The sequence below is a fragment of the Pseudopedobacter sp. genome (assembly GCF_040392825.1).
GTDB lineage: Bacteria > Bacteroidota > Bacteroidia > Sphingobacteriales > Sphingobacteriaceae > Pseudopedobacter.
In genome coordinates, this window is record NZ_JBEBVH010000036.1 from 1 (window position 1) to 22,173 (window position 22,173).

Annotated in this window: 22 protein-coding genes; 13 read left to right on the top strand and 9 right to left on the bottom strand. The window is 33.4% G+C overall.

Features of this window, described 5'->3' with window-relative positions; genetic code table 11:
* Positions 1 to 2,447: putative type IX secretion system sortase PorU2 (gene porU2 / locus ABWO41_RS04275; protein WP_353133963.1), on the bottom strand; the 2,447-nt coding region annotated here is incomplete at its 3' end.
* 118 nt (positions 2,448 to 2,565) lie between these two features.
* Here porU2 and ABWO41_RS04280 point away from each other — a divergent pair.
* From ABWO41_RS04280 to ABWO41_RS04305, 6 genes are all read left to right on the top strand, one after another.
* Positions 2,566 to 3,759: a lipopolysaccharide biosynthesis protein gene (locus tag ABWO41_RS04280; RefSeq protein ID WP_353133966.1), complete on the top strand. Its 1,194-nt coding sequence runs from the start codon at positions 2,566 to 2,568 to the stop codon at positions 3,757 to 3,759.
* 106 nt (positions 3,760 to 3,865) lie between these two features.
* On the top strand, positions 3,866 to 4,264 hold the full coding sequence (locus ABWO41_RS04285) for a C40 family peptidase (RefSeq protein WP_353133969.1): 399 nt from the start codon (positions 3,866 to 3,868) through the stop codon (positions 4,262 to 4,264).
* A 98-nt stretch (positions 4,265 to 4,362) separates the two neighbouring features.
* On the top strand, positions 4,363 to 4,806 hold the full coding sequence (locus ABWO41_RS04290) for a TlpA disulfide reductase family protein (RefSeq protein ID WP_353133972.1): 444 nt from the start codon (positions 4,363 to 4,365) through the stop codon (positions 4,804 to 4,806).
* 3 nt (positions 4,807 to 4,809) lie between these two features.
* Positions 4,810 to 5,415 (top strand): thioredoxin family protein, encoded by a 606-nt coding sequence (locus ABWO41_RS04295; protein ID WP_353133975.1) that lies wholly within the window; start codon positions 4,810 to 4,812, stop codon positions 5,413 to 5,415.
* 179 nt (positions 5,416 to 5,594) lie between these two features.
* A complete protein-coding gene (locus ABWO41_RS04300; protein ID WP_353133978.1) occupies positions 5,595 to 6,545 on the top strand; it encodes a 3'-5' exonuclease in 951 nt (316 codons plus the stop codon).
* A gap of 15 nt (positions 6,546 to 6,560) precedes the next feature.
* A complete protein-coding gene (locus tag ABWO41_RS04305; RefSeq protein ID WP_353133981.1) occupies positions 6,561 to 7,427 on the top strand; it encodes an aldose 1-epimerase family protein in 867 nt (288 codons plus the stop codon).
* A 36-nt stretch (positions 7,428 to 7,463) separates the two neighbouring features.
* Here ABWO41_RS04305 and queG read toward each other — a convergent pair whose 3' ends face one another.
* The 7 genes from queG to ABWO41_RS04340 form a co-directional block, all read right to left on the bottom strand.
* Positions 7,464 to 8,372, bottom strand: a complete 909-nt coding sequence (queG, locus tag ABWO41_RS04310) for a tRNA epoxyqueuosine(34) reductase QueG (RefSeq protein WP_353133984.1) — start codon at positions 8,370 to 8,372, stop codon at positions 7,464 to 7,466.
* A gap of 39 nt (positions 8,373 to 8,411) precedes the next feature.
* Positions 8,412 to 9,152 carry a DUF3307 domain-containing protein gene (locus ABWO41_RS04315; RefSeq protein ID WP_353133987.1) on the bottom strand — a complete coding sequence of 247 codons (741 nt, stop codon included), beginning with the start codon at positions 9,150 to 9,152 and terminating at the stop codon, positions 8,412 to 8,414.
* Positions 9,134 to 9,748 (bottom strand): SatD family protein, encoded by a 615-nt coding sequence (locus tag ABWO41_RS04320; protein ID WP_353133990.1) that lies wholly within the window; start codon positions 9,746 to 9,748, stop codon positions 9,134 to 9,136. Before ABWO41_RS04320 ends, ABWO41_RS04315 begins: the two co-directional genes overlap by 19 nt.
* Before the next feature lie 284 nt (positions 9,749 to 10,032).
* A complete protein-coding gene (locus ABWO41_RS04325) occupies positions 10,033 to 11,433 on the bottom strand; it encodes an MBL fold metallo-hydrolase RNA specificity domain-containing protein (RefSeq protein WP_353133993.1) in 1,401 nt (466 codons plus the stop codon).
* A gap of 35 nt (positions 11,434 to 11,468) precedes the next feature.
* Positions 11,469 to 13,307 carry an ABC transporter ATP-binding protein gene (locus ABWO41_RS04330; protein WP_353133996.1) on the bottom strand — a complete coding sequence of 613 codons (1,839 nt, stop codon included), beginning with the start codon at positions 13,305 to 13,307 and terminating at the stop codon, positions 11,469 to 11,471.
* A 58-nt stretch (positions 13,308 to 13,365) separates the two neighbouring features.
* Positions 13,366 to 13,887 carry a hypothetical protein gene (locus ABWO41_RS04335; RefSeq protein WP_353133999.1) on the bottom strand — a complete coding sequence of 174 codons (522 nt, stop codon included), beginning with the start codon at positions 13,885 to 13,887 and terminating at the stop codon, positions 13,366 to 13,368.
* A gap of 166 nt (positions 13,888 to 14,053) precedes the next feature.
* Positions 14,054 to 15,250, bottom strand: a complete 1,197-nt coding sequence (locus ABWO41_RS04340; RefSeq protein WP_353134002.1) for a pyridoxal phosphate-dependent aminotransferase — start codon at positions 15,248 to 15,250, stop codon at positions 14,054 to 14,056.
* Between the two features lie 88 nt (positions 15,251 to 15,338).
* On the opposite strand from ABWO41_RS04340, the gene ABWO41_RS04345 reads away from it, so the two are divergent.
* From ABWO41_RS04345 to ABWO41_RS04370, 6 genes are all read left to right on the top strand, one after another.
* Positions 15,339 to 16,325: a cation diffusion facilitator family transporter gene (locus tag ABWO41_RS04345; protein ID WP_353134005.1), complete on the top strand. Its 987-nt coding sequence runs from the start codon at positions 15,339 to 15,341 to the stop codon at positions 16,323 to 16,325.
* A complete protein-coding gene (locus ABWO41_RS04350) occupies positions 16,312 to 16,752 on the top strand; it encodes an NUDIX domain-containing protein (RefSeq protein WP_353134008.1) in 441 nt (146 codons plus the stop codon). Before ABWO41_RS04345 ends, ABWO41_RS04350 begins: the two co-directional genes overlap by 14 nt.
* Positions 16,753 to 17,763, top strand: coding sequence for a bile acid:sodium symporter family protein (locus tag ABWO41_RS04355; protein ID WP_353134011.1), 1,011 nt, complete (start codon positions 16,753 to 16,755; stop codon positions 17,761 to 17,763).
* 137 nt (positions 17,764 to 17,900) lie between these two features.
* On the top strand, positions 17,901 to 18,935 hold the full coding sequence (gene proB, locus ABWO41_RS04360) for a glutamate 5-kinase (RefSeq protein WP_353134014.1): 1,035 nt from the start codon (positions 17,901 to 17,903) through the stop codon (positions 18,933 to 18,935).
* A gap of 8 nt (positions 18,936 to 18,943) precedes the next feature.
* Positions 18,944 to 20,191 (top strand): glutamate-5-semialdehyde dehydrogenase, encoded by a 1,248-nt coding sequence (locus ABWO41_RS04365; RefSeq protein WP_353134017.1) that lies wholly within the window; start codon positions 18,944 to 18,946, stop codon positions 20,189 to 20,191.
* Positions 20,192 to 20,355: 164 nt separating this feature from the next.
* Entirely contained in the window at positions 20,356 to 20,742 is a 387-nt protein-coding gene (locus ABWO41_RS04370) for a VOC family protein (protein WP_353134020.1), read from the top strand.
* A gap of 111 nt (positions 20,743 to 20,853) precedes the next feature.
* Here the strand turns inward: ABWO41_RS04370 and ABWO41_RS04375 are convergent, their stop codons facing one another.
* Positions 20,854 to 21,627: an XRE family transcriptional regulator gene (locus ABWO41_RS04375; protein WP_353134023.1), complete on the bottom strand. Its 774-nt coding sequence runs from the start codon at positions 21,625 to 21,627 to the stop codon at positions 20,854 to 20,856.
* 112 nt (positions 21,628 to 21,739) lie between these two features.
* On the opposite strand from ABWO41_RS04375, the gene ABWO41_RS04380 reads away from it, so the two are divergent.
* Positions 21,740 to 22,081 carry a GIY-YIG nuclease family protein gene (locus tag ABWO41_RS04380; RefSeq protein WP_353134026.1) on the top strand — a complete coding sequence of 114 codons (342 nt, stop codon included), beginning with the start codon at positions 21,740 to 21,742 and terminating at the stop codon, positions 22,079 to 22,081.
* The last annotated feature ends 92 nt before the right edge of the window (positions 22,082 to 22,173 follow it).

Here is a 22,173-nt window from a genome sequence, read left to right on the forward strand (position 1 = left end):
AAAACAGGCTTTACTTTTATTAGTTTGATATCTTCAATATTCCGTTCCTCAATTTTTCTTGTTATTTTTATTTCCAGGCTATCTGGAGTATATTTTCCCGTATTTTGTATAATATAATTGAATTCGAAATTTTCCTGTGAAGCATTTTGTGTTGTTTTGGTAACATATATCTTGTTATTGTCAATCTGAAAATCTTGTTTATCAGGATTAAAAAAACTGATATTAGGATCACCAAAAAAAATATATTGCCTAGAGTGAGCTAAGTTGAGTCTATCTGTTAAACTAGTTTGATCGTTTAGCCCTAATCTGAAACCTTCTCCTATAGATTCGGAATAATTAGTTAGAAACCATCTTGTATAGAATTTATTCGAGAAATTGTATAAATAACTAGCTACACCTTCACTTGTTGTGCCAATCCAGGAAATAGCTCCATTTTTATTTAATATCATACTTTCTGCATAAGAAGGGGCAGAATTAAGACTAAAAGCATTACCTGTACTACAACCATTAATTAGATAATTTGTAGGTTTATAAGTATTATTAATAGTATTTGAAGATCCCAGTGAAACTGCTGTTAAAGTCGCACTACCATGTCCTAGAAAAGAAATTAATCCCACACCGCTATTGGTATTAGCTATAATACCGTCGGTAAGATTTTCGGTAACAGCTTCTGATACAGTTTTGTCGAAGTTAACTATATATGCACCTAAAAAACCATTTTTAGCAATATTACTTAAGTTTTTCATATAGCTGGTAAAATTTTGATATTCTGATACAGTCCCTCCTCCGGTCACATTTATCATCTTTTTCCTCCAAAGAGAATCAGGGAGATTGATATAAGTTTTTAATTTTTCCAGATATGTATCTATATCCTCATTTGTTTTTGCAGGAATTCTTCCGATAGCTAATCGAGCTGCTTTTTCTCCGTTGAAAACAGCAAGTAAATTATCAGAAGCTGGATAACCATAAGTAGGTACTAAATCAGAAGAAATATTCCCTTTTGGAGTAATTAATCCTTTTCCCAATAATAACAAAGATTTTGGAGTATTTGATGTCTTATCAAGACTCCATTTAATAAAATTGTTGATTGCTAAAGGATGGTGGAAACCGTAAAAAAATTCGTTATAAATATCGTCTATGTAGGCTAATAAAGTTGGTAGATTTCTTGACACTTGATTGTATTGTTGATATTTTTCTGCTCCTTGAGCAAGCAATTTATTTGATAGAATAATGGTGTTTTTAACGTCACTAATATTAAAAGCTCGAAATATAACCTTCTCAAAAGTAGCATTAATAGAGTTGTTTAAATCATATAAGTAAAACTCAGAATTGCTATTGTTTAATATATTTTTGATTAACAAAGATGTTCCTTGTTTTGTAATATCGTATACATAACCATTGTTTTTATCTATTAGTAATGGTTTGCTAATGTTTGAGTTTGTAAAATTGATATTTGTTAGAGAATTAGAACTAGGGATTTGGAAGCGTAACGAAGTACTGTTATCCAAAGATAAATTTCTGGGGTATAAAATTTCGAAGTAGCTTACGGCTTGATAATCAGTTGCTGCTTCTAAGTCATCTATAATACTAAAGCTTAGGTTTGTAACATTTCCGGTTAAGTTTATTTTTTTTGCCCCTAAGATAGTTTGATATCCTTTAAAAGTAGTGTCAATTAAAATCGCATCATTAGATTTTATCTGAAAATGATGATTATATGGACTGTTTCCTACGGCATCGGGTCTTTTTCCTGCATCAGATCTGCCCGCTATATAGTAGTTTAATAAGGGGGTAAACTCCGCAGTATTAATGAAACCGTTTGTGTTTAATGTATAATTGGCAGTTTGGCGCATGCCAATTAATTCGCTCATATATCCTTCTCCTTCTATATATTCGGATAAGCTCATAGATTCTAGAATAGGAGCTCCCTGATAATATGTGTTTTTAAAATCTAATCTGGATTTTGTTATAACGTAATTTAGATTCACTGGTGTAGCAGAAGATGAGGGTATTGTGTATCTAAGTCCTGTTAGCGGTGAGTTATAAGTCAAAAAATAGTAGTTATCATCTTCATATAAATTCACATTGGGATTTGGAATGTGATTTATACTCGCGTACATTGTTTTGTCTAAATCTGCATTGTTCGAACGTCCATAAAAATAAATTATATCCTGACTATCGAAGGAATTATCATCGGTTCCGGTGATGATTAAAGGAACTTCCTTTCCTTTGTTAAACAATTGAAAATGTTTTGGGTTTATAGAACTTCCGTCAGCTACTCCTGAATTTATAATATCATTATAGGTTATATGGTAAATGTTTTCAGCAGATATTTTTATTTTAATATATTTCTTAGAAAAATCAATCCATTCGTTTCCATATATGTTTTGGGAAAAAGACTTGAAATTAAAAAAAAGCAGTATAAAAAAAATATAATAAAGTTTATTCATCGTTTATCCTCAATCGGATTTAAAAATAAGAAATTGTAATAATATAAATAGCAGATTTTAATTTTGGTACATTTGATGAATATTTATAAAAATATTTCCATGACTTATTTGTAGATCAATGCTAAAAAAGTCTTTGCAAAATATCCTGTCTTCTATTATTGGCGCAGTTATAAGTCTTGTAATTCTTATTTATACATCAAATAAATTAGGTGCAGAAGGGAGAGGTGTTTATACTTATTTTATTACAACGCTGGCCTTAGTGCAGTTGGTTATTTCCATAATGGGAAGTTCTATTATGGTTTATATGATGAATAAACAAGGTAGTAAGCCAATATTTATATTATCTACTATTTGGGCTATAGGAATTTCTATTGTGTCAGCCTTTATAATTATTTCTATTGATGATTTTTACTATAATCATTTCTGGCTTTTATTTTGGTTAAGCCTTTTTCAAGCTATTTTTCAAAATATATGTACTTATCTTACTTATCTAAGTGATTTTACAAAGCTATCTATTATCAAAATAATACAACCTTTAATAGTCTTGCTTTTTTTGTTTTTCATACAACTGAATTCTCCTATACAATTTTTGAATTACGTGTGGATGTCTTATTTTCCATTTGTACTTTATTTTCTGTATGTTTTTTATAACGTTTTAAAAATTGAAAAATTAAGAAGCAGTTTTTGGGAATCTTTTAAAAGTTATTTTAGTTTAGGCCTTGTAGCTCAGGCTACTAATTTGATACAATTTACTTCATATAGATTTACTGTTTGGCTACTGGTTATTTATGTTTCTTTTTCTGAAATAGGTGTTTTTGGTTTATGGTTAAGCTTTTATGAAATGCTTTTGTTAATAACTGTTAATGTAGCACAAGTTAATTATTCGTATGTAGCGGCAGGAAAAAGATCAATGAATTTAATGAAGGTAAGCTTATTGAATTTTTTATTTATAGTAATTGCTAGTGCAGTTTTTTTTATAATTCCTACACATTATTATGAGTCAATTCTCGGAAAAGACTTCAATTCATTGAAAAACCTAGTACTTATATCAGCAATTGGAATAGGTTGTTTATCAGTAGCTAAAATTTATGCATCCTATTTTTCTGCTAAAGGATTTATAAAATATAATACTGTAGCATCTGCAATGGGATTTATTGTAATATTATTGATTTCATTTCCTTTGGTGAGAAATTACGGCTTAAAAGGTGCAGTTATTTCTAATTCGCTATCATATATTACAACAACTGTCGTTACTCTTTTTATTTACAGATATATTTACAAACCAAATCAATTAGATGAAAAAACTAATTAGGTATTTACATTTATTCGGTCTATTATGTTTAGTTATAGGATCCTCTTGCTCCTCCCACAAAAATCTCTCAAAAGAAAACTCCGGTGTAAAAAGAAAATATGCCTCAATGATGGGCGTTCCTGAAAAAAAACTCGCAAACAATAAATTATACAATTTCATCAACGAATGGGAGGGAGTTAAATATAGAAACGGAGGGCTAAGTAAATCGGGAGTAGATTGTTCTGGTTTTGTTCATTTATTATACAAAGAAGTATACAATAAAACCATTCCGCGCAATACAAGCCAACAAATAAACATTATAAAACGTAAATTTGAGAGAAATTTAAAAGAAGGAGATTTAGTTTTTTTCGATTACGATAATAAGAAATTCAGTCATGTAGGAGTGTTTTTACAAAACGGTTATTATGTACATGCAAGTACAAGAAGAGGCATCATTGTTCAAAAATTAAAAGATCCTTACACTTATAAATACTTTTCCAAAGGAGGGAGTGTAGATAACTTATAAAGACATTTGAATTAAAACAAGCTTAATTAACAAATGTTTCTTGACTAAAGTAATGAAGTAAAGAGATGAAACGTTTTTTATGCTTTTGTGTTTTAATTATGACAGCTTTAACTGCTTTTTGTCAGGAAGTTAAAGTGATTAGATTTGATGAGCTGGAAAAACGATTTTCTGGTAATCCGGATACAGTTTATATTGTGAATTTTTGGGCGACATGGTGTGTCCCTTGTGTTAAGGAGATTCCTTTTTTTGAGCAATTTTCAGAAAAATATAAATCAGAACCGGTAAAAGTTATTTTTTATAGCCTGGACTTTAAGTCGAAGCTATCTAAAGAGGTTATTCCATTCATAAAAAAGAATAATATCAAATCAGAAGTTCTTTTAAATCAAGACAATGATGAGAAATTCATAAATGCAGTTAGTGAAAATTGGTCAGGAGCGATACCTGCTACTTTGGTTATAAATAATAGGAAAGGAATACGAAATTTTTACGAGCAGGAGTTTGACTTTGATCAATTAGAAGAAATATATTTTAAATCAAAATAAGTTATGAAAAAACAAATTCTAGCGTTTATTACCATATTATTTGTGGCAATTTCCGTAAAAGCTCAGGGATATTCTGTAGGAGATGAAGCCACCGATTTTAAACTGAAAAATGTTGACGGTAAAATGGTCTCTTTAGCAGATTATAAAAATGCAAAGGGCTTTATTGTAATTTTTACCTGTAATCCGTGCCCTTTTGCAAAACTGTACGAACAGAGAATACTCGACCTGAATAAAAAATATGCATCGCAAGGTTTTCCGGTCATCGCTATTAATCCCAACGATCCAACGTTGTCAAAAGAAGATACATTTGATAAAATGCAGGAGCGGGCAAAAAATAGAAACTATACTTTCCCTTATTTAGTAGACGAAAGCCAGGAAATAACCAAAGCATATGGTGCAAAAGCTACTCCACATACCTTTATCTTGAAAAAAGAAGCAGGTAAATATATTGTCGAGTATATTGGTGCGATTGATAATGATGCTGAAAATAATAACGAAAGTAAAACCAAATATGTAGAGGAGGCTATAAATGCTATTCAAAAAGGTAAAAAACCTGTAACTACCAATACAAAAGCAATAGGTTGTTCTATAAAATGGAAAAAAGCTTAAAATTTAATTGTGGTTAAATAAAAAAATCAGATTTTTGCCCAGTCAGATATATTTATGAAAAATCAGGAAGAAGAATATTCATTTTGGTCCAAATATAAGCATTTCGCTACGAATGAGATTTTGCTGTATGTCATTATGATCACGCTCATTTTTCTTGGCATTCTTATTTTTAGTTAAACATGAAATTGAACCTTAAACGTCCATTGGCATTTTTTGATCTTGAAGCTACTGGAATAAACCTTGGAATAGATCGGATAGTAGAAATATCTATATTAAAAATAAATGTAGATGGATCGGAAGAAGTTAAAACCCATAGAGTTAATCCTACAATTCCCATTCCTTATGAAGTGTCTATTATTCACGGGATTTATGATAAGGATATTGAAAATGAACCAGTCTTCAAAGATCTTGCACAGGAAATAGCAGATTTTATTGGAGATGCCGATTTAGCAGGATACAATTCGAATAAGTTTGATATTCCTATGCTCATGGAAGAATTCCTGAGAGCCGGCGTAAACTTTGAAATAGATAAGAGGTGTTTTGTAGATGTGCAGAATATTTTCCACCAAATGGAACAACGTACATTAAAAGCGGCTTATCGTTTTTATTGCAATAAAGAAATTATAAATGCACATTCTGCGGAAGCAGATACAAGAGCCACCTATGAAGTTTTGTTGGCGCAAGTAGAGAAATACGAAGGTCAGGATTGGGAAGATAAAGAAGGAAAAATATGCCAGCCGGTAGTTAACGATGTAGAAGCTTTGCATACTTTTACAAATCTGCATAAACCGGTAGATTTTGCAGGAAGGATGGTTTATAATCAGGAAAATGTGCCTTGTTTCAATTTTGGAAAACATAAAGGTAAACCAGTTGTTCAAGTTTTTGAGGAAGAGCCCAGCTATTTTGGTTGGATGATGAATGGTGATTTTCCTTTATATACAAAAAACAGATTAGAGAAAATCTGGAACGAGTTTAAAGAACAGAAATCAGCACAAAGGAGACAACAAAATCAGGAGAGGATTGCATCCGAAAAAAGAGTTGTAGAACAAAAGAAAGCAGATCCGGAAAGCTTAAAGCCTGCAAATGAAGATATGCTTCAGATGTTAGCCAATAAATATAAAAAATATTAATCTTCTTGTTAGTATATGGTAGTTTTAGAAAACGATAAGTTAAAGGTAACGATAAAGCTAAAGGGGGCCGAGCTTTCTTCTGTCGTTGATAAACAAACAGGTATAGAATATATGTGGCAGGGAAACCCCGATGTATGGGCTTATCATGCTCCTAATTTGTTTCCTGTCGTTGGACAAGTAAAAGAAAATAAACTTAATATCAATGGTCAGGAATATAATCTGAACAGACATGGATTTGCAAGAACCAGCAATTTCAGACGCATAGAATCTACTCCTAATCATGCCATTTTTTCTTTGTCTTACGACGAAGAAACATTGAAAATCTATCCTTATAAGTTCGAATTGGAAATAGCTTATCATCTATCTGGTAACCAAATTCATATTCTTTACAAAGTTGTTAATAAAGAAGATCATAAAATATACTTTTCAATAGGAGCACACCCGGGATTTAATGTCCCACTGGAAGATGGCGAAGTGTACGAAGACTATTATATCCAATTTGAGAAAGAAGAAGATTTAGTTGCTTCTACCTTATCCGACAAGGGATTATTTAATGGAAAACATAAAGAAATCCTCAAAGGGAATAACTTACCTTTGGCATCTGATTTATTTAATGAAGATGCGTTGGTTTTTAAAAATATCAATTCCAGAAGTGTAGAACTAAGAAATAATAGTGGAACTAAATATGTAAAGCTGGATTTTCCTCAGTTTAAAGAATTAGGAATTTGGTCGAAACCGGGAGCCCCGTTTGTTTGTATCGAGCCTTGGTTGGGTTATGCAGATAGCGAACTTGGACAGCAAGATATTTCCGAAAAGCCAGGTATACAAACTCTGGATAAAGGCCATGTATTTGAAGTGACGATGGATATTACATTTGGATAATAGTTTTTATTTATTCTATAAAAAGTGCAGTGTAAACTATTGCACTTTTTTTATGAAATTAATATTTCGTTTTAAGCCGTTTATTTTGGTGCGTTTTACAGCAGATTTCCTGAAAACTTTCCCAAAGACTTCTTCAGTTATTTCTTCCCAGTCTCTTTTCGTCATCTCCAACAAATCAGGATGCGGGTTAAAAGCTTCTTCCTGATGAATGACAGAGAATCGATTCCACGGGCATACGTCCTGACAAACATCACAGCCAAACATCCAATTTCCCATTTTATCCTTGAAGGAAGCAGGTATTTCCTCTTTCAGTTCTATAGTAAGATATGATATACATTTACTGCCATTTACAACATACGGAGCAACAATGGCATCGGTAGGGCAGGCATCTATGCATCTGGTACAAGTTCCGCAATGATCTGTTGAAAAAGGATTATCGTAAGCAAGTTCTATGTCTACAATTAATTCTCCGAGAAAGAAAAAAGATCCGGACTTGTTATTAATGAGATTAGCGTTTTTACCAACCCAGCCCAACCCACTTTTTTTAGCCCAGGCTTTATCCAATACAGGAGCAGAATCCACAAAAGCTCTTCCTGTTACATTGCCAATATTTTCCTGTATAAAATGATGTAAGGCCTTTAGCTTATCTTTAATGACGAAATGATAATCTGTTCCATATGCGTATTTGGAGATTTTAGGAGCTGTTTCATCTGCCTGCTTTTCTTCAGTATAATAATTTAGAGCAATAGAAATTACCGATTTTGCATCATCAACCAACAAACGCGGGTCTAATCTTTTATCAAAATGGTTGTTCATGTAACCCATTTCTCCATGATAATTATTTTTCAGCCAGTTTTCTAATCTGGGCGCTTCTTCTTCCAAAAAATCTGCTTTAGAAATACCACAAAACAAAAAGCCTAAGCGTTTAGCTTCGGTTTTTATCATTTCGCTATATTTCAACTTCTGCAGATTGTTCATTTCTGTTTATACAATATCCAGTAGAGCTTTTAATGTTAAACCGACAATTACGGCTATGGAAAAGCTGATTAGAGTTCCCAGTAAAATATATTCTGTAAGTTTTTTGTCTTTAGAATATGTAAGGTCACCGAATCTGAAAATAGATTTTGCAGCCAGTAAATATCCTATTCCTTCTAAAAAGTTTACACAAATAAAAATAACTATCAGAATACGTTCTAGAATTCCAATATATTTACCGGCATCTTTTAGAGAATCGGTATCCAAAGATTCGTCATTTTCCTTTAATGCGCTATACCACTTGCTAAAGAATAATTTTAAAAGAATAGGAGCTACGGAGGCAATAATCAGGAAAGCAATAATATAAAGTATTACTTTTTCATACGAAATCGGGGATATGTTTAAGCTATTTCCAAAATAAGAATAAGTAATTAATGCAATAACTCCCAAATGCAATATTTGATCGATAGTGAATAATGCCAGCTTACTGCTATTTGGCCTTTTTTCAAGATGAATTTTTCCCAGGTCTATAAAGAAATGAGAAATAACAATAGCTATAATTCCCAGCCAGTATTGTGGTAAACTTGTAATGAATAAAAGTACCAGCAATACAAAGTGAACGCCAACATGAGCGTATAAATATCCCGAACGAATTCCTTTTCTATTCCTTTGTTCTATCCATTTATTGCTTTGCAGGCAAAAATCACCGATTATATGGGCTAGTATTAGTTTTAGGATGAAGATAGACATTTATATTCCAGTATTTTTTGACAATAATTGATTGTTTTTAGAACATAATCGTAACCCGCTTTTTTTAACTCTCTGCTTATCTGGCTTTGCTTTTTGCCGATTTTTTTAGTGAGTTCTGCCTGGTTTAAATGTTTGTTTTCTATGCTATAATATACTGTAGACGAAACATTTGCATTCCAGTTATGTATAATAAATGCCAGTAAATCCAGGTAAATATTTACTTGTTCATTTAAGTCATCCCACGGAGTTTTTATTTTTAGTGTTTCTTTATTTAAAGCATCAAAAGTTTCTCCCGAATATACAAAGGCCTGCCCATTAGATTTCTTTAAAGATTCTCCTTCATAGTCTTTTTCTCCAATTCCTATACCCATCCGTACATCCAGGCCCTGTATAGACTTCATAGCAGATTTGATGTAAATAACTGCTTCAAAAACCTGTTCTGTAGTTAATTCCAGTTGAAAGCTGTCTCCTCTGTAAATTTCCCATTTCCCTTTTTTAGAAGCATATCTTGCCAAAGCGCTCTCCAATAAAGGAAGCCACAGTTTAGTATTTACCTGTCTGGAATTAATGATATCTCCGGTTATAATAACGATCATTTTTATAACTGTTTTTGGTTATAATGTTAAATATAACTGTTTTTGGTTATAAATTAAAATATAACTGATTTTGGTTATAATCTGGAATATGGCTGATTTCTGTTATATTTAATCCAGACTGTTTTTCAAAACCCAATATCTGTAACCAGTTATAAGCTTTTCCCATTTGCTTAATTTTGACGGATCTTTTTTGTACAAACTGGGCAAGATCCTTTTGTTTAAGGAATTTAAGATTTTGAATATAGTTTTCATAAAATATCTGTATTAGCTAAAGATACTGATTTTTAGAGTTCAAATACCATTCCTTTTTCGGGAATACTTACCTGATATTGCCTGCTCTCTAAATCTTTTTGTAAAGCTAGCATACTATTTTGCTCGCCATGGACTAAAAATATTCTTTCTGGCTTTTTAGGAATAGCACTTATATAATTCAAAATATCATGATGATCGGCATGACCGCTAAATAAATCAGTCCGGTCTATTTTTGCAAAAACAGCTAAATCTTTACCTTTTAACCTAATGAAAGAATCGCCACGTAAGAGACGATGTCCCAAAGTACCTTCAGAGCAATAACCTATAAAAAGAATTTTAGCATAAATATTTTGGATATTATGAAATAAATGGTCTTGAATACGTCCTCCTTCCAGCATTCCGGCAGAGGAAATAATAATACAAGGTTCAAAATGGTTTGCAATCTCTCTGCTTTCTTTTAGTTCTTTAACATAAGAAAGATTTTCAAACTCAAATTTATCACCATAAGTATCGTAAAATACTTCTGCTTCTCGGTTGACGTAATTCCTATATTTCCGATAAACTTCCGTTGCCTGATTGGCCAAAGGACTGTCTACAAAAACCGGAATGGGAGGGAGCAAATGCCTGGAAAATATTTTATTCAGAGAATATACCAAAGCCTGTGTCCGCCCTACAGAAAACGCAGGAATTATTAAACGTCCAGGCTGTTCTATACATGTTTCTGTAATATGACGAATCAAGGTTTCTTCGATAGTAGAAGTCTTAGAGTGAGATCTGCCGCCATAAGTAGACTCACAGACCAAATAATCTGTTTCGGGAAGATTTTCAGGATCAACTAAAACAGGTGAATTTTTTCTGCCGATATCGCCTGTGAATGTAATGGTCTTTTTAATTCCATTCTCCAAAATAGTTAGCCTGCATGCTGCGGCTCCAAGCAGATGCCCGGTAGGAATAAACTCCAGAACAATATTTTCATTAATCTGAAAAGGCTTGTGATAAGCAATGGTAATCATTCTGTCGGCTGCATCCAGCACATGTTTTTGCAAATAAAGAGGTGTAACAGCTCTATCTGCCTGAAATTTATTGCGAAGCTTTCTTCTCCCAAAGTCTTTTTTCTTTCTTCCAAAAAATAAGTTTACAGCATCGCTCAATAATAACTGACTTAACTCGGCAGTTGGTGGTGTACATAAAATCTGACCTTTATAACCTTCTTTTATCAACGTAGGAATATTTCCGGAATGATCTATATGCGCATGGGTAAGAATGATAAGATTTATATCCTGAGGTGAAAAGGGAAAATTGGAATTATGAGATAAATCTTTTCCCCCTTCGTAATCAAGACCGCAATCAATCAGTATTTTATAATTATTGATATCTAAAAGGTGCATACTTCCAGTTACCTGTTTAGCTGCACCCCAACATGTTAATTTCATATATAAAAAGTAGCTATCCTGATATGATCTTTATATCAATAAGAAGAAGATTGAATTTCGAACTGAAGATTGCTTAGGTGTTTGTAAATACCTTCTTCAATTTGAATTAATTCGCTATGAGTGCCTTCTTCGGCAATTTTACCTTTGTCTAAAACTATAATTTTGTCTGCCTCGCGAATAGTAGATAAACGATGCGCAATAATGATTGAAGTACGTCCTTTCATTAGTGTTTCCAATGCTTCCTGCACCAGTCTTTCAGATTCTGAATCCAGAGAAGAGGTAGCCTCATCTAAAATAAGGATTGATGGATCTTTTAATAAAGCTCTTGCAATGGCGATACGCTGTCTCTGTCCACCAGATAATTTTACACCTCGTTCGCCAACAACGGTATCGTATCCTTCTGGAAAACTCATAATAAAATTATGGGCATTAGCCTGTTCTGCAGCTTTTATAATTTCTTCTTTACTGGCATTTAATTTACCGTAAGCAATATTTTCCAATATCGTTCCGCCGAACAAAATGACGTCCTGAGGGACAATAGCTATTTGATTACGAATATCGGTTAGAGCAAGATCATTTGCATTTATTCCATCAAAAGTAATTTCACCTTTCTGGATATCGTAGAACTTCAGAATCAAACCTGCAATGGTAGATTTTCCTGCACCGGAAGAACCCACAAATGCAACTTTTTGTCCAGCTCTCACATCAAAAGAAATTCCTTTTAAAACAGTAATTTCTTTTCTGGAAGGGTAGGCGAAAACTACATCATTAAAAGATAAATTACCTTTAATAACCTGTTTTGTCTTATTTTTTTCAGGATCTATAGAAATATTTTCTGTTTCTTCTTCCAGTATTTCCAAAACCCGTTCAGAAGCACCAATTGCTTTTTGTATGTTGGCATACAAGTCCGGAAAAGTTCCCATAGCAGCGCCTACAAATAAAGAATAAAGCATATAAGCTAAAAGGGACGAAATATCAAAAGAGCCTTGTTGAACCAGATAAGCACCGTACCACATTACGCCCAAAATAGCTCCAAATAAACAGAAGATAATGAACGATGCAAAACTTCCCCTGTAAGTAGCTCCTTTTAATGCAATTTTGACAACTTCCCGTAAACTTTTGTCGTATCTGTTCGCCTCGTAAGATTCATTAACAAAAGCTTTAACGTTGCCTATTCCTTGTAAAGTTTCTTCTACTACTGTATTAGATTCTGCTAATTTATCCTGCGCGCTTCTCGAAATTAATCTTAGTTTTTTGCCAAAGAAGACACCGCAAATAACAATAATAGGAAGTATAGAAAGATTAAATAATGTCAGTTCAATTGAAGTATAAATTAGAAAGGAGATACCGCCTATTAATAAAATAGTTTGTCTGATAATTTCAGCAAAACTCGTGGTGATAGTATCCTGTATTTGTGAAAGGTCGGCAGAAAGCCTGCTGTTTAATTCGCCAACTCTTCTGTTCGAAAAGAAATTCATTGGCAGTGTAATCATTTTAAAATAAGTATCTCTTCTTAAATCAGCCAAAGCTTTTTCTGTAACTTCTACAAAAAGTTTAATTCGGAAAAAAGATACAATAGATTGAACAAACAGTATGGCAAAAGCAATTAAACCTATAGATTTTACACTGTCTGGAAGTCCATACTCTGCAGGATTCCCTTGTGCTACTTCAAGCATTACTTTTATAAGGCCCGGAAATAAAAGACCGGTTATGCTCGAAAGCAGTAAGAAAATAAAACCGATAAAAAATTTCCATTTATACGGTTTTAAATATTTTAGTAATGCAGAGATTTTTTGTAAGGTCTCTTTGTTGATTTTTGCTTTTGGAAGTTCTGCTTCTTGTTTCGATCCACTATTAAACCTGTTCCTTGCCATCTTTTAAAAACACCCATTAAATTGGTCAAGGGGCAAAAGTAAGGTAAGAAAAGCGTAATTAATTCTTTTTACTGTAAAATTTTCGGAATATATATGCAGAACCAACTCCTAATATAATAGAAAGCAATAGAATAGATAAGGCAGAGTTTCGCTTTGATCGTTTTAACTGCTTGATTTCCTGAGCTAATTTCTCGTTCTGATTCTGCAATTTGTTAATGGTACGCATGTAAGAAAGATTTTTTTCATCGGTTTCTTTTGACACATTTACTATTCTTTGCTGCTGGAAGTTTTTATAGTCTAATAAAATCTTTGTTTCTTTCAATATCGCATTATCTGTAAGCATAATATCCAAAAGAATATCTATGCTTTTTTGCATATCTTTTTTCGTTTTAAAACCAAAAATACCTGTTCTTTTGCTTAGACTTTCTGTGTATTGCCCAAATTTTTCACTTCGCTGGTCGAGCATATTATTTATTTTCTCTCTCTGGCGTTCGTAAGCAAGACTATCGTTATCTGCTGCAAAAACATCTATTCCTAAAAAGAATACAAAAAAAATAAGGGGAGTAACTAATTTATTCATCAATGTTATTAACAAAAAGAAACGGTGCCTGTTTCGGTTTAGTATAAAGTAACCAATTTAAGAGGCTATGTCTGGCATATATATATGGAAATTATCTATTATGAATATAAACAAAAAGGCGGCATTTTTAATAATGCCGCCTCTTTGTCGAACGAAAGAATCGTTATTATTGCAATTTAGCTAATGCTTCTTTAATTCTCCTTAAAGCTTCTTTTAAACTTTCGTCAGAAGCAGCGTAAGATAAACGGATGTAATTATCGTTACCAAAGCTATCACCACCTACAGTTGCCACATGTCCAACATTTAAAAGGTATAGTGCTAAGTCAGAAGAATTTTTAATTACATTGCCATCGGCATCTTTTTTCCCAAAGAACGAACTGATTTCAGGGAAGAAATAAAAAGCACCTTCTGGCATATTAGTTTTAACTCCGGGAATGTCTTTTAATAAATCATACACCAACTGGCGACGACGGGCAAAAGCCTCTTTCATTTCATTCACAGAGTCCAAGCCTTGTTCGTAAGCCACAATACCGGCTCTCTGAGCTATAGAACAAGTACCTGAAGTAGTTTGTCCCTGCAATTTATCATTTGCAGCCGCAATTTCTTTGTTAGCAGCAAGGTAACCCAAACGCCATCCTGTCATTGCAAATGCTTTAGAAAAGCCATTTATGATAATTACGCGGTCTTTAATGCTTGGAAATTGAGCAATAGACTCATGTTTGTCAACAAAGTTGATGTGCTCATAGATTTCATCAGAAAGGATGAAAATATGTGGATGTCTCTCGAATACTTTTGCCAGAGCAGCCAATTCCTCTTTGCTGTAAACCGTACCAGTAGGGTTATTTGGCGAAGAGAACATGAATAACTTACTTTTTGGAGTAATGGCAGCCTCTAATTGTTCAGGCGTGATTTTGAAATCACTTTCTATGGTAGTATTAATAAAAACAGATTTACCTTCGGCAAGTGTTACCATTTCTGAGTAAGAAACCCAGTAAGGTGTTGGGATAATTACCTCGTCGCCTGGGTTGATCAAAGTCAAAATTACGTTAGATAACGATTGCTTTGCACCTGTAGAAACCACAATTTGCGATACATCGTAATCAAGGTTATTCTCGGTTTTCAACTTGTTTACGATAGCCTGACGAAGTTCGGGATAGCCCGGAACAGGAGAGTAACGCGTGTAGTTATCGTCTAATGCCTTTTTTGCGGCTTCTTTAACGTGGGCCGGAGTGTTAAAATCTGGTTCTCCTACGCTTAAACTGATTACATTAATGCCTTTTGCAGCTAATTCGCGACCCAATTTGGTCATTTTTAGTGTAGCTGATTCTGATAGGTTATTTATTCTGTCTGATAAAATACTCATGATTTTAGCTTTGGGCAGCAAATATAATGAATAGTTTTTTGTATGTGGAATTTTCTATTTTTAAGTTTGCAATCTTATTCCCAATATAGTGAAAGAGAAAAAGAGGATTGTTTTGTTGTCTTTATGCATAGGCATTTTGCTTATGATTATAAAGTTTCTGGCATTTATCATGACCAACTCAAATGCTATTTTAACAGATGCTGCCGAAAGTATCGTTAACGTAATAGCCAGTTCCTTTGCCTTTTTCAGTATCTATTTCGCTTCGTTGCCAAAAGATCAAAATCACCCTTACGGGCATGGAAAGGTGGAGTTTTTTTCGGCTTTCCTAGAAGGAGGATTAATTATTGTCGCTGGATTAATTATTATATCAAAAACAGTTTACAATATTTTTTATCCCGAACCTATTAAAGAGTTAATAAATGGTTCTTTCTTAATAGGTATAACAGGTTTGGTAAATGGAACTCTGGGGTGGTATATGGTTAGAAAAGGAAAACAGCTTAATTCTTTAACTATAATAGCAGATGGTAAACATTTAGGAACAGATGCAGTTAGTTCTTTCGGATTAATCATTGGCCTCGTTTTAATTTATTTAACAGAAATCTTTTGGTTAGATAGTTTAATATCTTTAGGATTAGCTGCTTATATAGTTTATAGCGGTTATAAACTGACTCGGATTTCTGTAGGAGGGTTAATGGATGAGTCTGATCTGGAATTGGTAGAAAAAGTTGTAGAACAATTCAATATGCATCGTCGGGATGCATGGATAGATGTCCATAATTTACGCATACAACGTTACGGAGCTACTTATCACGTAGATTGTCATGTCACTTTACCTTATTACTATGATTTAGTTAAGGTACATCACGAAGTTTCTGAGTTAGATAAAGCTGTTAATTCCAATACACTGAATACCGAACTGTTTGTTCATGCAGATCCTTGTGTGCCTCAATGTTGCCATTATTGCAATATGAAAGACTGTCCGGTGAGGTATGAACCTCAAATAGTCCAGATTGACTGGAATGTTGATAATGTCACGAAGAATAAAAAACATTTCGATAAAAATGAAGAGCTTTAATGTTCGTGTTTACGGACTCTTGATAAACGAGAAAAACGAAATTTTAATTACTGACGAAGAGATTAAAGGTTTCCGTTTTACTAAATTTCCGGGTGGTGGTTTAGAATTGGGAGAGGGAACGATAGATGGCCTAAAAAGAGAATTTATTGAAGAATGTAACCTGGAAGTTGAAGTTTCGGAACATTTTTACACTACAGACTTTTTCGTTAAATCTTTATTTTCAGATGAGCAGCTACTTTCTATTTACTATTTTGTGAAACCAATCCAAAAAATTGGTTTTAATATTGCTGTTCTCCCATTTGATTTTGAGAACCAGGAAACAGAACAAAAACAATCATTTCGCTGGAAATTAATAAATGATTTAGAAGACAGCGATCTTACTTTTCCGGTAGATAAACACGTTTTAAAATTATTGAAGCAGAAATAAATGTTCGACAGATTTGTAAAAAAGGCGGCTTCATTTGGTTTTGACGATTTCCTTTTAGGAATTATTTCTGTCATATTATTGGCTTATTTGTTTCCTTCGGTAGGAGCCAGGGATAGCGTTATTCCAATAAGAGAAGTAGCTCAGGTAGGAGTATCCGTTATTTTCTTCTTTTACGGCCTAAAACTCAATCCAGTACAGCTAAAAGCAGGTCTTTCGAATTGGAGATTACACTTCCTGGTTCATATTACAACGTTTATCATATTTCCGGTTATTATTTTAGTGCTACATCAATTTTTGCCAGATATACAAACAGAAAATTTTTGGACCGGAATATTTTATCTGGCAGCATTACCGTCTACAGTTTCTTCTTCTGTTGTAATGGTTTCAATAGCCAGAGGAAATATCCCTGCTGCAATATTTAATGCAAGTATTTCGAGTTTACTAGGTGTTTTTATAACGCCAATTTGGATGGAAGTATGGTTTTCTGAGAACACTAGCGGAAATTTTGAGTTAAGCGGAGTTTTTCTAAAACTTATTTTACAGGTTTTACTTCCGGTGGTTTTAGGATTATTACTGCACCGTAAATTTGGATGGTTTGCAGAAAAAAATAAAGTACGCTTAAAGCAGTTCGATCAAGCTGTAATTTTGCTCATCATATTTAATTCGTTCTGTGAATCGTTTGCAGAAAACGTATTCTCTGTTCTTAATGTTGCTGATTTGTTCCGGTTAGTTTTATTTACCATTTTGCTTTTCTTTTTAGTAATCTTTATAACTAATTATTTGAGCAATCTTTTAGGTTTCAGCAGAGAAGATAAAATTACTCTCATCTTCTGCGGATCCAAAAAATCCTTGGTACATGGTACAGTGATGTCCAAAATACTGTTTCCAAATTCAGAAATAATGGGAATTGTTCTTTTACCTTTGATGATTTACCATACTTCTCAATTGTTGATATCAAGTATTTTAGCTAATAGATTTGCCATACGTAAAGAGAATATATCAGCAGATTGAAATAAATTCGATAAAACTTAAGATTGATCGGCAATAATTTCTAAAAGCATTACCAATTTTATAGCTTTACAGACTTATTTTTAAACAAAAATTTATCAGAGCAAATAGTGCGGGCGAAAGCCTCAATTAGATATTAGATGAAGAAGCCTATTATAGTTATAAAGTTTGGATCGGCCTCAATTACAACAGCAGAAGGTGAGCTGGATGAAAAGGTAGTAAGCGATATTGCGAAACAGGTATCTGTTTTACAAGAGAAATACAATATCGTATTGGTTTCTTCTGGTGCCGTTGCTGCCGGTAAAAAATTTATACCTAAGTATAGCGGCTCATTAATCGAGAGAAAAGCGGCTGCCGCAATCGGTAACCCTCTGTTGTTACAGACTTATTCAAGATATTTCGAGCCTTATAATCTCGCTATTGCACAAAGTTTATGCGAGCGCCATCATTTTTCTAACAGAAGTCAGTTTTTGCAACTAAAAAAGACTTACGAAGAACTTTGGAAGAATAATATCATTCCTGTAGCCAATGAAAATGATGTTGTAAGCGATTTGGAACTGAAATTTTCTGATAATGATGAATTGGCAACCCTGATTGCCGTTGGTTTTGGCGCAGAACAATTATTGTTTAGTACTTCTGTGCCGGGAGTTTTGGATGAAAAAGGAGTAGTCGTCCCCGAAATCAAGGTTATAGACAAAGAAGCTTTGTCTTTAGCCAGAACAGATAAATCTTCTGTAGGATTGGGCGGAATGACATCTAAATTGAATTTTGCTCGGTTGGCAACTCAGATGGGGATTAAAGCGGTTATCTTTGGAGTACGCACAGAAAATGGTATCTTAAAGAGTTTAAACGGAGAAACCGGAACTGTCTGTCATCCTCAGCCTACTAAGATTTCGTCAAGAAATAAATGGTTGGCAAGCGGAAGTTTGATAAGAGGTTCTGTTCAGATAGATGAAGGAGCGCAGAAAGCATTAGAAAAACGACGCAGCTTGTTGGCAGTGGGAGTGAAGTCTTTACTGCGGGATTTCGAATCGGGAGAAGTTATTCAAATTCTTAATGAAAAAAATATCGTTATCGCTGTAGCAAAAGCAAAAATAGATTCAAAAATTTTAAAAACAGTAGAAAGTAAACAGAATATTGAGTTGGCACATGCCGATGATATTGTGTTATTATAATTGGAAGCATGGAAACTATAAATCATATATTAAAATCGGCTTCAGAGGCAACCAGGGTAATCAAAAATATCTCTGCCTCTAAAAAAGAAGAAATATTGAACGATTTAGCCAATGAACTTTTATTGCATACCGATAGGATTATTGCAGAAAATGTAAAAGATCTGGCAAAGATGGATAATGGTAATCCTAAAAAAGACAGATTGCTTTTAAATTCAGATAGAATTAAGGGATTAGCAGATAGTCTGAAAGAAGTTGCAGTACTGGAAGATCCTACCAATAAAATTATTTCGGATAGGGTTTTGAAAAATGGATTACACGTTCAGAAAAAAACAGTTCCACTGGGAGTGGTTGGTGTAATTTATGAATCCAGACCAAATGTAACCATCGATGTAGCTGCCTTATGTATCAGGTCTGGAAATGTTTGTGTATTAAGAGGTGGTTCTGATGCTTATCATACCAATATTTGTTTGATTGATATTATCAAATCTGTTTTGAAAAGACATCAGGTAGATGAAAACATTGTGCAGTTATTACCTGTAGAACGTGAGTTTGTTGCCGAGTTACTTAGTGCTACCAAATATGTTGATATTATAATTCCCAGGGGATCACAACAGTTAATTGATTTTGTAAGAGAAAACTCTAAAGTACCGGTAATTGAGACAGGGGCAGGGGTTTGTCATACCTATGTTGAAGAAACGGGAGATTTAGACAAAGCGGCAGACATTATTACAAATGCAAAAGTAACCAGACCTTCAGTTTGTAATTCTCTGGACAGTATTGTTGTTGACCAACAGGTTGCTTCGGATTTATTAAAGAAAGTAGCGCCAAAGCTTGCTGCCTATAATGTAGAAATTTTCGCAGATGACAGATCTTTTAAAGTTCTTGATGAAGTAGGATATTCCTATTTACAGCATGCAAAACCTGAAGATTTTGGAAGAGAGTTTTTAGATTTTAAATGTTCCGTAAAAGTTGTCGATAGTTTTGATGAAGCTATCAACCATATCACAGAACATTCTTCTAAGCATTCCGAAGCCATCGTTTCTAAAGATCAGGGCAAAATAGACCGGTTCATGAACGATATAGATGCAGCAGCAGTTTATTCTAACGCATCTACCAGATTTACTGATGGCGGCGAATTTGGTTTAGGAGCCGAAATAGGCATATCCACTCAAAAACTACATGCAAGAGGCCCTTTTGCTTTGGAAAAATTAGTTACTGAAAAGTGGTTTGTTACCGGAGATGGGCAGATCCGCTAGTTATATATAAAAAAGGAGAGGTGAATAATAGATCTCCAAAAGCCTTCTCAAAGCCAATGTAAACGCATTGGTTTTTTTTGTAAATAGTTATGCTGTAAAAAACGGTATAATATATGTGTTGTTTATTTGTAAAAGGTTCAAATACAATTTAATAAGATAAGTATATGGATAAGCAATTTAAACCAGCAGGATACAATTCGGTTTCACCTTACTTTATTGTTAACGGAGCCCAAAAATTGATTGATTTGCTGAAGCTAATTTTTGATGCAAAAGAACTTAGGCGATATGACATACCAGATGGAACAATAATGCATACAGAAATACAAATAGACGATTCGGTTATAATGATAGGCGATTCTACTGAGCAATTTTTACCAGTTCCTTTGGTTATGCATGTTTATGTGCCTCATGTCGACGAAACATTTGAAAAGGCTATTAAAGCAGGTTGTGAAATAGTTGAAAAACCAAGAGAACGTGATGAATATCCGGATAGGCGAGCTACATTTAAAGACTTTGCGGGAAATATGTGGAGCATAGGGACGCAGTTGTAAATTAGATTATGCAGAAGATCTGCAAAAAGATCACCAGTTGAGGTTCTATGTTAGTATCCCAAAATTTGGTGATCTTTTGTATTCTCAAGTATTTTACAGCGCCTGTAAAAATTATTTGCCTTGTTGTAGCTGAACAATAGATTTTTGCATCTGTGCCATCATGGCTGTTAAACTTTCCATTGTTGGCTCTGGAGTAGGTTGAGGAAGCTCTGTTGAAATAAACGCTTTAGCCTGCCATATTTCCAAAATATCTTCAGCTTCAATAATGTATGGCTCATATATAGGATTATCAGAAGACAACTTAATGCCTTTATCTGATTTAAACTTGCTGGAAATCCTTTTATATACAACGCCTTCGTTTTTGCTTAAGATAATTGCTGTATCACCAATTTTTAAACCATTCCAGTTTTCTACATATTCTGCAATAATAATAGATCCTGAAGGAAGAGGGAGCATAGAATCCCCTTTAATCTCAAATGCTCTGTAAGTTCCCTGATTAAACATAGGCAAAGAGAATTTTGGTAATTCAGAAACATATTCTGGATCACCATAGCCATTTAAATAGCCAGCACTGGCTTTTACAGGAACAAATTCTATATTTTCCTTATCGTCTTTATCTACCGTAATGCTTAATACTCTAAGGTTAGACGGATCACCTTTAGGTTTGGGAGACCATTTATCATTGATTTTTTCATTGATGAAATCATCAATACTAATTTCAAAATATTCTGCTATTTTTTTTAGTAAATCGTATTTGGGTTCGGCCCTGTCTTCTTCATAAGCTCCAACAAGAGATCTTTTAATTTCCATAGCATCAGCGAATTGCTGTTGTGTAAGGCCCTTTTTCTTCCTTAAGTATTTTAAATTATCAGAGATTCTACCCATTATTAAAAATAAATTTGTTTTTACTAAAATTGTTAGTATTATTGTGCCAATAAAATTAGTAATAAATATTGGTTTACTAAAAATAATATTAAATAATTTTTAGATGTGCGTTATGAAGAATATAGTTTTTATAGTTACAGATGCAAACAGGGCTACTTTACATGTTGGTATAAGTTCCGACCTGATTAAAACAATGGAGTTTTATGCTAAAATGCCTAGTTTATTCAATGCCAATAAAAAGTTAAGCAGTTTGGTGTATTTTGAAGAGTTTAACTCAGAAATTACTGCTCATCAGAGATTTCAGGATATTAATAAATTTACCAGAGCGCAAAAAGAGAAGTTAATTAGAGATGTAAATAATAATTGGCTGGATTTGACCATGGCTATTAAATATGAAAGGAATCTTCAGAAAAATATTCCAACTATAGCGCCAATATTCAGTTATGCCAGTTAATGGTTATAATTATATTCTTTACACATTTACTTTAGGTGTTTTATAATATGAATTAAGAGTTTAACCATTTTTGATACCAATATATCAATGTC